Genomic DNA, 13,066 nt, shown 5'->3' on the forward strand with positions numbered 1-13,066 from the left:
ATTAACATTGGTCGCCGCCGATTTACCACGCCAGCCGGTAACCAATGTTCAAAGCCCACGGGCGCTTTTGGGTAGAACTGTCACTGGTCTCGACATCGGCATATAGATGCTGGCTCCTGCCCATGGCCGCAGTAATACCTGCCCCGGCATACCAGCCACCGCCATTGCCGTCGGGGTGGCTGCTGACGTCGTTGGTCTTGACCTGGTTGCGCGCTGACAGGTCCTGGATCCAGCCAGCCTTGAGGTACGGCTGGATCGCAATATCACCCTCTAACCGCATCTGGCGCCCAACCAGCGCGCCGCCACGCAACTGGGTTGAAATGCCATCGTCGGCGTCGACGCGCATGTCGTTGCTCAACCGGTAACGATCACCGCCACCGTACAACGCCGACAACTGCGCTTGGGGCTCAACAAACCAGCCGTGGGAGAAATCCAGGCGCTTGCCGGTTTCCACCGAGAGGCCAGCGCCGTTGCTGTGGGTTTTACCGCTGACGCGTTTGCCGTCGGTAGCGTCCACGTCGAACCGAGTGGACCAGCGATTGAGTGTCAGCAGGCTGTCGGTGTACCAACCCGAATCGTCCAGGTAAGTGGCGTAGGTACCGATGTAGTAACTTTCGAGCTTACCGCTGCCCTCGCCATTGAAGCTGCGATTGGCGTGACTGTAACCGGCAAGGCCGCCGAGGATCAGCGAACCGTTGCTGCGCGCCATCCGGCCATCCACCCCCACCTGGACGCCGTTGAGGTTCTGCGTGAAGTGCCGCCCTGCGCCGTTATCCAGTTGCTGCTCCTGACCATAGCTGCGCATCCACACCCCTTCGTCGTGGCCATCGCCGCGCACATCGCCCAGGCGCTGGATCAGGCTGCCGCGCTCAGCATCCCAGGTGTCACGCAGGGTCGCCAACGCGCTGCTGTTGATCGCCGCGCTGGCGGCGGTGGACAGTTGCTCGGTGATGTTGACCAGGCTCCACTGCGATTGGCCGCTCGCACTGTCGTCACGTTGCAAGGTGTAGCGGTAGGTGCCCACATCCACCTCCTGGCCACGGTTGGCCAGCGTGAAGTCGCCGACGCCCCACTGGCTGTCGATCAACAGCAATTTCTGCCCACCGCCCGACGGCTCGGCGCCGCTGTTGCGCACCAGCAACTGGTTATTACCGGTCACCTGGCCGCCCACCTCAAGCCGGTCGCCGCGCAGCGCGCCCAGGTCAGTATTCATGATGTACTGCCCGTCGCCCTGAAGGTCGCCGGCGACTTTCAGGCGCATGAAATCGCTCGCTGCCGGCGTGGCGAATTCCACGCTGCCCTTATTTGTCAGTTGGCCGACACTGGAGTCGCCCCGCATCAGCCAACTGCTGCTGTCGTCCAGACTGAGGCTGGAATGGCCAAGGGTATCGTTCACCGCACCTTCGAGGCGTGACTGATTGTTCAGGCTCAACTGCAGCGCGCCACCCTCGACCAGGACATCGCCATCGATGAACGAGTGATCGCTGTCCAGCCGGACGAGGTCGGCGGCCAGCCCATTGGCACCGTCGGTAATCCATACTGCCGTCGCGGGCTGATCGGCGCTGCGCCCCACCAGGCTGCTGTGGGTCAGATGACTGAGCAAGCTGCCGCCGGAGACGCGCAAGGCACTGCTGTCGTGGGCCACTACCGTACTGTCAGTGAGATCGAGTTGGTTGGTGATACCCGCGATGGTTGCCTGGCTCACCAGCCCGTAGGCTTTCTCTCCAGCGGTCTCGATGTGGGTGTCGCTCAGGTCTGCCGTGGCATTGTTGCTGACCGACAGGCCATACGCCGAGTTACCTTCGGTGACCACATTCGTGCGAGTCGTCTGCAAGCTGGCATCATCGCCTGAAACCAGTAGGCCATGACTGAGATCACCGTGGGTCAACAGCTGGCTGTCGGACAACACCATCCGTGTCCCGCCCAGCCGGGCTAAGGCGCCGACCGACCCTACGCCAAAGGTCTCGATCACCACGTTCATCACATCGAACGTCGCCCCGGGCGCCCCCGACTGGCCACCGATCACGTCGGTTGATGCATAGAGCCCGTGGGACGAGTCACCGTGGGTGACCACGCGGCCGCCGTCCATCTGGAAAATACCGGCGCGATTGTCCACCGCGGCCGCCTGTGTGCCCCATGTTTCCAGCTGACTGTCGTGCACGTCGGCGTGGCTGTCGCTGCCGGGCATCCAGATCGCCGAACCATTATCCCCTTTGGCGCTGATCTGGGACTCGTACAGTTCCAGGGACGCACCTTTGGCATCAAGGTTGATGCCGTTGCCGGTTTGAGAGAGGACCTGGGAATTGCGCACTACCGCCGTCCCCCCACCGTTGGGAGAACTCGGCCGGATCAGGATGCCGTCAGTCTTGGCCTGGATGCTGCCATTGCTGAACTCCAGACGTCCTTCTTGCATCTCCACGCCCTGGGCGCCGTCGGATTGTGCGGTCACGCCGTCGGCGGTGACCACGCTGTCCGTACCGGTGATGGCGATCGCGGCAGTCTGGCCATGGGCGGTGGCGCTGACGTTGTTCAACTTGATGCGCGCCCCCTGTTGCGCCCGCACTGCGTAGGCCGCATTGCCGGCGGTCGATACGCTCGTGCCACTGGCGCTGATGGTCGAACCAGCGCCCATGGCAGAGAGCCCGTCGGCCATGAGCCCTGTGGTGGTGACCGTGCCGCCGATGATCTGCGCGCTGGAGCCCTGATTGACCATGACCCCACGGCCACGGGCGCCGTCGGTGGTGATGTCGGTCTGCCCCAGCTGCACGTGCGAGCCTGCACCGCTGGCGCTGGCGCCGTCACCGAAATAGCCGCTGGCCTTGATCGTTGAGCCCTGCAGTGTGCCCCGCCCACCACCCTGCACTTGCAGCCCCGTCACCGCATCGTTTGGCCCGCCGGCGGTCGCGTGGATATCCATGGTCGTGCCGATGAATTCATTTTGCCCCCCCATAACGCGAACGGCCGCACCTTTGCCGGCGAACGAAACCTGGTCATTATCCAGTACCAGCAGGTCGCCCGCCTCGGACGATACGTCAACAGACCCGATAGTGGCCGCCTGCACGGGCACTAGTGCAACGAAGAGGGCATAACTGATTGCAAAACTGAGGGGTTTCTTCGGAAAGTTCATTGATCCATTCCTTGATGTTAGTTGTCTTCCAACAAAAGCGCTCGACAAAAAAGTGCCCGCCATGCCCCCAGTCAGAGAGGGAGTGGCAAACCCGTTAAAGCGCCTTTTATTGATACTTCACAGTGACCGTTGCGGTACCTTTTACAAGCCCGGGTGTGACGCAATTAGTGCCGCCAGAACTTTGGTAATAACGCACTAAATAGGGCAAGTTGAAACTTGTCGAATTGTTAAACACCGTGCCCACGACTTGAGTCGCCCCGAGTATCGCGGGCAGCCCACTAGTGGCATCGAGTACTTGTAGCGCCACGCAAGAGGCATTGTTCACGCCGGCCTGCGGTTTGATCAGGCCCAGGCTGCCGTCGGGCATGAACTTGTCTGCGTCCAGGGTCAGGGTGACTGCGCCGTTGGCTCCGGAACAGGTAAACGGCACGTTGAAAGGTGTGTCGCCCGTGGTGGAGCCCTGCCCGGTGAAGCGGCCGAATGGCGCCGGAGCCAGGTCCACACTCAGGTCGCCGATCGAGCAGGTACCCGTTTCCGGCACGATTTCACTGCCGCCACCGGTGATGCGCGTGGTCAGGAACACACCACTGTTGAACGGGTAAGCCATCTGCGCCGTGTTGTTGGTGTAGGTACCACCCGCCAATGCACCGGAACCGACGGTGTCGCTCAGCTTGATCAACTCAACGACAACTGTTCCGCCGACATTGAAGACCAAGGTGTTTTGCGCCGCCGAGCCACTGACACCGGGCATCCCAAGTTTCCAGGTGGTCTGTTCTCCAGCATAAAACGGTGAAGCCGATTGTGCGGGTATCCAACTGGTACGCATGCCGACACCGGCAATGTTAGTTGTGTAGACGTTAGTTATAGTAGTGGCAGTACCTTGTACGACCCGCCATTGCGTTGTATCACCCGGTTTGCAAGAAACAATGGCGAAAAAACTGCCAACAATAGGAAACTCCTTACTGTAAAACACGTCACCCACGGCAATCCCCGAAGGTACCGATATGCGGCCCATGGTTATATCGACTACCGCGCCTTCCTGATAGTTGGGCATCATCCCGCACACCGCATAAGCCGACGTTGAAACCATTAGCCAGGCACACACCTGAAACACTGCATAAATAAGTCTGGTCATTTTCATCGACTGCTCAGACGGGTACCTTCGCGCAGCAGGCACGGCGCTTGCGTTTGTAGCAGCCCCTTGGTGCCGCTCGCCGTTTTCTCGCCGAATCGATATGCAACCTGACAGGTTGATTCGTCCGGCAGGTTCACGCTCAGTGCGCCGTTGTTTTCAACGCCCTGGACAAACAGGTTGTTGCCCTGGCCGACCACACCGACCACATTGCCACGCTCGTCGCGTACATCCGCGCCGAACGGCAACTTGAGGTTGCTGCCATTAGTGATATGGATCACCGCCGACCGCCCGACCCGGGTCTGGAAATCGACGCGGACAATTGCGCCGGCAAAGGGTGCGACCTGTTGCGTGGTGTTCTGGAACGTGACATCCATCGAGCTGCCCTTGGGGTCCAGGTTGATATTGTTCATGCGATAGGGCGATAAATACGGCATCACGCCATAGCCGTTTTTATCGATGACCAGGCCGGACAATCCACCAATGCTCGCGCCCTCGCCGCCCGGTGCGGAGACCAGTGCAATGGTGTCGCCAGTATTCGGCGATAGCGTCACCCCGCCGCTGTGCACCACCAGGCTGCCATCGCTGCCCAGCGAGGTGGATTTGTAGTCCCCACCCTGTTCGTACGACGCGCGAACGGTGCTGCGGTCGCCGCGGTATTGAGCATTGACGCTGCCCGAGCTTGAGGTGTTGGTGTCCGCCGCGTGGGCGACCCCGTAGCTCAGGCGCCCCTCGTCATCGGCCACCCCGCTCAAGTAGTTGCGCAGCGTGCTGCCTTGCCCGCGCCCGCCGGTGTACTGCGTGCTCAGCGTCGGTGACTTGGCGCCGCTGCCCAATGGAATATTCAGGCTCAGGAAGTACTGGGTCTGGGCGCCGACGAACTCATCGTTATTGCGACTGGCGGAAAGGCTGTAGCTGACATCCCCGACGCTGCCGTTGAAGCCCACTTCAAACTGCCGGCTCGAGGATCCCGAGTCCCCCCAGGTCTTGCTGGTGCTACCGGTCAGGAACAGCGAGCCATAAGTGCTTACCGGCTGATCGATGCTGATATCGAAGCGGTCACGCTCATTGCCATACCACAGCCATTCATCCTGATAGCCCGGGGTCTTGACCCGCTCACGCGCATCGACCGCCTGGGAAAGCGTCATGTATTTGGACGACGAGTAGCGGTAGGCAGCGAGGGTAAAGTTAGTGCGGGTTTCGCTCAGCAACTTGCTGTACGCCACCTTGACGCTGTGCCCCGAAGCCGAACCGCTACGAGCGCCCAGCTGGGTGGTCTCCTGGGTCAGGTCGACCGAAAACGCCCCTAGCGAGGTGTTCAGTCCGACACCCGCGAGCCCCGCGTGAAAGCCTTCGCTGACCTGGAACCCGCCGTAGCCGGTCAGGCTGTTGTTCAGACCATAGAACAACGTGCCCTGGAACAGATGGGCATCGCTGGCCAGGTTCTGGTTATACAGCCGGCCAGCCACCAGGTCGTATTTGGCACGCCCCGGACGCATCAGGTTGGTGATCGACGAATAAGGCACATCGAAGCGCCGCTCACTTCCGTCGGCCTCGGTAACCACGACATTCAGGTTGCCGCCATAGCCTGTGGGGTACAGATCGTCGATCACGAAGTTGCCGGGCGTGACCGTGGTCTGATAGAGCTTTATATCGTTCTGCCACACCTCCACTCGCGCATTGCTGCGCGCGAAACTGCGGATCACCGGCGCGAAACCGATCTGTGAATCGGGAAACATGCGCTCGTCCGAGGCCAGGCTGACACCGCGCACGGCGATGCTGTCGAACCCCACGCCTTTGGTATTGATCTCGCCCAGGGTCACCTGGCTCTTAAGCTGCGCCACTGGCCGCTGAAGGTAGGTGGACATGCGGGTCCATTCGGCTTTGCCCCCCTGGGTCCAGTTCACATTGGCGTTATGTCGGAACTGCCAAAGGCCAAAATTGAACCCGCCACGCAAGCCCATGTAGGCAGAGTCGGTGCTGCCGTAATGGTCGTTCTGTGTGCTGAAATAGTTCAGGTTGTAATCGAGTTTCGCCGCGGTAATGCCCGCGTCCCAGTACTCGGGCTCTACATAACCACGCGGGGTACGCCGCAAGTTGGCCTGGGGGATTTGCAGGTAGAGCTTCTGCTCACCGATGTCGGCATAGGAGACCGTGTTGGGCAACACCGCCTTGAGCTTGCGACAACCGTTGAACGGCACCAATGGCTGTGTATCGATGCCCAGCCGTTTCATCGCTGCGAGCGTGAAACAGGCTTGCGCGATATTGCTGTTGGCCTCATCTGCGAACTCGACCTTGGCGCGCGTCACCTGCTTGCCATTGATGTAAACGTCCAAATCGTAATTTCCTGGCAATACCGGGTTGCCCTTCTGGTAACGCGACATATCCGTACGCTTGGCATTTCCCACCAGAAACGAACTGGTGAACTCGGCATCCTGGAAGTCCACCTGTGCAGCAGCCGCCGGCAGCACCGGCTCATCCGCCATTACGTTGTCATCTGCCGTGCTGAACACGAGGCACGCCACCGCCCAGAAACGAACGATTGAGCATGACGGTGACGCCAGAAATACTTTTCTGCGTAATATCGATCGATCAAAACGGTTCATAGACTTTTAGCGAAAGGGTAATTGAACTTAGTCGAACTGCGCGTTCACGGTTTTCAAGGCACCATAGTCGTTAATATAATTAAACTGTATGCCCTGGGCTTTTAGTTCAGGCAGGCGCGCGGTCTGCGGGTGCAGTTCAAACACGGCTTCGCCGCCCGGGGCAACCATATGATTACCGTCAGTATTACTGAGTGTCTTGCCCGCCCACTTCACCTGTATATCGGCAAACGAGACATGTAAGGGCGAGGTATTCGTGCAGCGTAACTTCAACTGTGCGCCGTCGCCGAACACCTGCCACTTCAAATTCTTCGCGGCGTCATGCAAGGAGCTGCGGAGTGTCGCGGGCCGATAGAACACTTTAATTCGACTTTGAACAGCCAATAACAAATTGTTCTTGTTTCTCGACTTTTCCGGCACGGGTGGTACTTCAAGTACATTCAGCCAGAACAGCGATTCACGGTCTGGCGGCAATGCTGTTCCATTGAACAGGATCCGCAGGGTCTGCGAGGCCTGGCCTTCGATACGGGTCAGCGGCGGCATGATCAGGAACGGCGCGGAGCTGTTCTCCGGCGTAGAGTCGGTGGCGCCGTCATCCATCCACGATTGCACCAGTGCCGGGGTCGCGCCCTTGTTCGACAGGGGCAGCGTGACTTCACGTTCGCCGCCTGGATAGATCAACCGAGTCCCGCCCAAAACGATATTGGCGCGAGCATCGAAGCTCATTAAATAAATGAGGAGGCAACCTATTAATAGACGATATATCCGCATAGTCAGGGTAGTCCCCTCTGCGCGATGTCTGCGCAGAGGGACATTCTCAGTTATAGCTCAATTGGTATTTGACCTGGCTCTTCACCAGGCCTGCCGTGGATTTGCCGGTCGCGTAGTACTGCACGCCGTAGATCATTTCAGCCGCACCGTCTTCCACGGTGAAGCTCTTGGCAGCGCCAGCGTCGCCTGGTTTGATCAAGGAGTTGTCTGCGTAGTTGTAAAGCTGCAGGCCCACATTGGTGGCGGAGGTATCGCCGCTCAACTGGTTTTTCAGCACGCCCGAACTGATGTCGACCAGGTTGGCATCGTAGAGAAACTGCGCGCGTACATTGGTCACGGTCGGCGAGCATTGATTGACCGCAATACGGAAGTTGGACGGCATCGCGGTAGCACCGGCCTGGGCCAGGTCAGCCACTTTGGCGGTGGCCAGGTCCACGGTAAAATCGCCCGATGAGCCGGTGGTTACCTGGCAAGTTTCATCCGTAACTTTACCGTTGAAAGTAATAGTACCGGCTTCCGCGGCACTGACAGTAGTAGACAACATCAGACCACCACACACACTCAGGAGCGCCGCCTGCACAGGCAGTAAACGTTGCTTCTTCATACTTTATCATCTCTCAAATTTATATTAATTTGCGTTACTTTAATAACGCATCACAGGGCCGAACTTCACTTCACGAGTTGCTGGGCATCCACCTCCTTACTTGGAAATTAATCCTTTTTTGGCACACAGTGACCCGCCGCCTTGAAGTGCACTGTTGCGCACAACTGCAATAAGAAACTGTTCTTTTCTAGTGCAACTCAACCAGCACACGGCTACAAGTAGGTGACGTGACTTAGTCTATTGAGGTGCGGGCTGACGCTGTGGGGCCATTATGCGAGCCGACTCGGTGGCTGTCTTTAAGATCAAACTGAAAATAGGCTCAGGGCGAGAACTATCTTTCGGTTCAGCCCACGTAAACCGCAGGCACGACTTACAGGAAAAGCTGCGCATCCGCACAGAAGGTCAACAACGCTTGATCATTTTCCACGCCCAACTTGCGCATCGCCGAGACCTTTTGTGCGCTCACTGTCTTGGTGCTTCTATGCAATCGTGCCGCGATTTCACGGCCACTCAAGCCCGATACAAAATGCCGAAGCACTTCGTATTCGCGCATCGTCAGCCGAGCGGCCCTGGCTTGCATCTGGCTGTCGATGTTCGACAGCGCTTGCGCTGGTGGCTGGTATTTGCGTCCCTGCGACAACGCCTGCAGTGCTACCGCAATCTCATTGAAATCACCACTTTTCAATATTACGCCCCACACACCCAGGTGATAGAGGCCGCTGAGAATCAGGGGATTGGATAGCATGGTGAATACCAGGATGCGGGTGTCACCAAAGCGCCGGCACAGCAACTCGATCATCTGCAATCCATCGCCATGAATTCCGTCGCCGGGCATGCTGTAGTCGGCAATCACGACATCAGGCGAAAACTGCTGATGCATCTGCACCAATTCAGTAGGACCCTTGGCGATACCCACCACTTCAAAGCGTTCATCGCGCTCGACTATTTCCTGCACCGCCATCGCCACAATCGGATGGTCGTCGGCTATTAACACAGTGGTCTTTTTCATGGTTTGTATTCCAGTCTCAGTCATTGGATGTAGGGGGCTCGCCGTCCGTATTCGGCGCAAGGCCCGCCAGTAGTCGCTCTATACCGTCCATGAGTTCAATAACGCCCTTGGGAATTTTGTGCGTGGCGATCAGTTGCTGCTCCAGCGCTTTGCATGCGTCTGCCAGCTGCTTCGCCTGCACCGCAGCCAGCGAGCCGCGCAGCCGATGCAACTGCGGCACCATGGCAGCTATGTTGTGTTGCTGGCTGGCGTCGCGCAGGATTTTCAGGTCTGCACGCGTGGTATTTACAAACAGTTCATGCAGTCGCGGTGAGATCGCCACAAACGCCGGCAGTTCTTCCTCCTGCGGCTCAAGTATTTGCGCGGGCGGGCAGCAGCGTCGCAACACTGCGTACAAATCGCTCAGGCTCACGGGCTTTACCAGCCAGGCATCCATACCGGCTGCGACGAAGCGTCGGGTTTCTTCCGGCAGGGCGCTGGCGGTGATGGCGATGATCGGAAGCGTTACGCCCTGCTGACGCAGCGCACTCAATAACTCGAACCCATCCATCTGCGGCATGTTGATGTCGGTCAGTAGCGCATCGAAAGCCGGAGACCAGCGCGCCAATGCGTCAAGACCGTGACTTGCCAGGGTGACGCGACAGCCGAGCTGCTCGAGTTGTTCCTTGATCAATGCCTGGTTCATCGGGTTGTCGTCGGCGACCAGCAGGTTCAGGCCCAACTTACCGGGATGCCGAGACAAGCGAGCGCGCACGGCGGTCAGCGGTGCCTGATGCCCCAAGGCAAAGCTGGCACTGAAACTGAAGCAGCTACCCACCCCGGGTTCGCTGGCCACGCTCAACCGACCGCCCATCAGTTGGGCCAGTTGCGCGCAGATGGACAGGCCAAGCCCGGTGCCAGCAACGGTATGCGCATGTCGGTGGGCCTGGTAGAACGGCTCGAACAGATGAACCTGCTGCTCGGCCGCAATACCCACGCCGGTGTCGGTGACTTGCCACGTCAGCGTAGCCCTGTCGTCGCTAATCGCGGCGCTCACCTGCAGCGTTACACCGCCGTGCTCGGTGAACTTGAGGGCATTACTGAGCAGATTGGTGAGGACCTGCCGGATACGCCGCGCATCCCCATGCACCCCAACCGGCACACCGGCATCGACATTCAAGCGCAACTGCACACCCTTGCCCTGTGCGGTGCCGCCGTATTCGGCGACGACCTCCTCGGCCAGTGCGAGGGGGCTGAAATCCGCCGACTCCAGCGCCATCTCCCCCGCTTCGATCTTGGACATGTCCAGCACATCGCTGACCAGTTGCAGAAGCATTGAAGAGGAGCGCTCGATAATGTGCAGATAGTTGCTTTGTTGCTCGGTCAACTCTGTGAGCCCCAGCAACTCCAGGGTACCCAACGCGCCATAGAGTGGAGTGCGGATCTCATGGCTGATGGTCGCCAGGAACCGCGACTTGGCAGCGCTGGCCTCGGCGAGCTTCTGCTCCACCGCCTTGTGCGCGCTGATGTCGCTGAACGCGCAGAGCACCACCGCCTCGCCGCGATAGCGGGCTGAGGCGAAACTGCCGTGCAGTGTGTAGCCGTGGCGGCCGTGGAAAATCACATCGCCGTCGGGTTGCGCCGGGTTAGGATTGAGCCCCCAAGACTCACTCAACTGCCTCACCGCCTGGGCATCCCCCAGCATTCGTTCGGCCAGTGGGTTTTGCATGATCAGGTGCCGATCCGCGCGCCTGAGCACACACAGTGCCACAGGGGCAGTCTGGATTACCGTACGGCTGAAAGTGTCGCTTTCGACGATCTCAAAATGGGCCTGGCGCGCGGGCGAAACCACCTTGCGCGCGTACCAGCGAATCGCCACCCAACTGCTCAACACACTGGCCAGCAGCAGGCCAATGCCGCCAAGCAACTGCCACTTGGCGTAGCCGAAAAAGCTTTGATAATTCAGTTCGTATAACGCGACCCAACCACCGGCACTGGGGCCGCCCATCTTGAACAGCAGGCCTTGCGCAGTGAAATTCAGGCCCTGCCGGTAGCTCTGCGCTACACCGACTGCATCTATCAACGAGTCGCCCTGGGGAGACAACAGCTGCAAGCGGTCGTAGATCGGCCGCTCGAACAATTGCTCGGGATCATTGATGCGCTCCAGATCCAACAGGGTCACGATGAAAATCCGACGCTTGACCTCAGGGGTCCACCAGATCGCATCGGGCAGCCTGAAATCCAGATAACCCAACAGCTCACGGGACTCGCCGGCAATGAAATGCTGCGCTGGCGCCCAGCGCACGTGGACTGCCCCCGTCGAGTCTTTACCGACTGGCAGCGCGCTGTAAATCCGCTCGACTGCCGCCAGGTAGTTCTCCGTCGTCAGCAGCACACGCCCCGGAAACCGGTCGATGGCAGGCACAGCCATGCTGGTGTTGCCCAGCGCGCCGATGACGAACACCTGCGGTGCCGGGTAGACAGAGGTACTCCAGAAACGGCTGTAAAAATTCGCCAGCATCACCCCCAAGGCGAAATTGCCCGGATGCGGGCCGGACGTTACGTGCTGTTGCGCCAGGGTAAACGGCATCGAAAACGTATATTGCGCCGCCTCAAAGATCCGCACGCCTGGCGTGTCGACACGCATTTGGCTCTGTACCGTCAGACCCGACGTCGGTTGGTTCTGCGAGACCTGGTTGCCGTGTTGCGCAATCCTGTTGATGAATTTTTCGTGCTGATGGATATCACCCACCAGCCGGTTGAAATGCAGCGTCACCTTGTTGCGCTCTTCGGCAACCACCTTGCTCAACGCCCAATAGCAGGCGGCCAGCGTTAACAGGTTAAGAAAAAGCGCGCAGATCAGCACGGTATTCAGGCGCAGGGACGTGCTGGCGAGCTTGCGAATCAAGCTGTAGTTGCGTTCGGGCATAGGTTCAAAGTCCGGTCTCGGAAGACGGCACGGTGGTAGCGGCATAGAGCCAGGCGCTGTATGCCACAGCTGGAGGTGAGTATGGCGTAACACGGCAAGTTCGCCTTGCCAGGCTTGAAGCGGCGTCAAGTTTAAAAAAGGGGGCGTTTTTACCAGATGGGCATCTCGCACAGGTTGATCGAGATCAAAAAAACCCATCATCCAGGTGCACCGTTTGCCGACCCGGTCTTGTGGCGCTTGCACTTGTCATATTATGGTATACCATCATACACAGATCCATTTACCTCAGACGGAGCAGCTCATGAGTTTCGAAATCCGCAAGATCGTCAGCTACGTAGAAGAAACCTTTATCGAAGGCGGCAAGGCCGCGGACACCCCGGTGAAAATGGTCGGCCTCGCCGTGGTGCTGAAGAACCCGTGGCTGGGTCGTGGCTTCGTCGAAGACTTGAAGCCCGAGATCCGGGCCAATTGCTCCGACCTCGGCGCGCTGATGGTCGAGCGCCTGGTGGGCATCATTGGCGGCGCCGAAAACATCGAGGCGTATGGCAAGGCTGCCGTGGTCGGGGCCGATGGCGAGATCGAACACGCGAGCGCGATCATCCATACCCTGCGCTTCGGCAATCACTACCGTGAAGCGGTCAAGGCCAAGAGCTACCTGAGCTTCACCAACAAGCGCGGCGGCCCTGGCACCTCGATCCAGATCCCGATGATGCACAAGGACGACGAAGGCCTGCGTTCGCACTACATCACCCTGGAAATGCACATCGAAGATTCGCCGCGTGCCGACGAAATCGTCGTGGTATTGGGCTGCGCCGATGGCGGCCGCCTGCACCCTCGTATCGGCAACCGCTATATCGACCTGGAAGAGCTGGCCGCTGAAAAAGCCCAGTAAGCAAGACCGGCCAAAACAAA

The 13,066-nt window shown here is 59.1% G+C and carries 8 protein-coding genes; 1 reads left to right on the top strand and 7 read right to left on the bottom strand.

Annotated elements, in window-relative coordinates; translation table 11 throughout:
- Positions 1-22 precede the first annotated feature (22 nt).
- The 7 genes from AC07OT_RS15935 to AC07OT_RS15965 form a co-directional block, all read right to left on the bottom strand.
- Complete coding sequence (locus tag AC07OT_RS15935) at positions 23-3,127, bottom strand: autotransporter outer membrane beta-barrel domain-containing protein (protein ID WP_495108470.1); 3,105 nt, start codon at positions 3,125-3,127, stop codon at positions 23-25.
- A gap of 106 nt (positions 3,128-3,233) precedes the next feature.
- Positions 3,234-4,268, bottom strand: coding sequence for a fimbrial protein (locus AC07OT_RS15940; RefSeq protein WP_495108471.1), 1,035 nt, complete (start codon positions 4,266-4,268; stop codon positions 3,234-3,236).
- Complete coding sequence (locus tag AC07OT_RS15945) at positions 4,265-6,772, bottom strand: fimbria/pilus outer membrane usher protein (RefSeq protein ID WP_495108472.1); 2,508 nt, start codon at positions 6,770-6,772, stop codon at positions 4,265-4,267. Before AC07OT_RS15945 ends, AC07OT_RS15940 begins: the two co-directional genes overlap by 4 nt.
- A gap of 120 nt (positions 6,773-6,892) precedes the next feature.
- The gene (locus AC07OT_RS15950) at positions 6,893-7,588 is read right to left on the bottom strand and encodes a fimbrial biogenesis chaperone (protein ID WP_495108473.1); all 696 of its coding nucleotides are present in this window, start codon (positions 7,586-7,588) and stop codon (positions 6,893-6,895) included.
- 91 nt (positions 7,589-7,679) lie between these two features.
- The gene (locus AC07OT_RS15955) at positions 7,680-8,177 is read right to left on the bottom strand and encodes a fimbrial protein (RefSeq protein ID WP_168209015.1); all 498 of its coding nucleotides are present in this window, start codon (positions 8,175-8,177) and stop codon (positions 7,680-7,682) included.
- A gap of 430 nt (positions 8,178-8,607) precedes the next feature.
- A complete protein-coding gene (locus AC07OT_RS15960; protein ID WP_495102183.1) occupies positions 8,608-9,246 on the bottom strand; it encodes a response regulator in 639 nt (212 codons plus the stop codon).
- Between the two features lie 16 nt (positions 9,247-9,262).
- Positions 9,263-12,154 (bottom strand): ATP-binding protein, encoded by a 2,892-nt coding sequence (locus AC07OT_RS15965; protein WP_495108474.1) that lies wholly within the window; start codon positions 12,152-12,154, stop codon positions 9,263-9,265.
- A 301-nt stretch (positions 12,155-12,455) separates the two neighbouring features.
- Between AC07OT_RS15965 and AC07OT_RS15970 the strand changes: the two genes are divergently transcribed.
- Positions 12,456-13,046, top strand: coding sequence for an amino acid synthesis family protein (locus AC07OT_RS15970; RefSeq protein ID WP_065939735.1), 591 nt, complete (start codon positions 12,456-12,458; stop codon positions 13,044-13,046).
- Positions 13,047-13,066: the final 20 nt, after the last annotated feature.

The organism is Pseudomonas sp. GW821-FHT09C10, assembly GCF_059418085.1.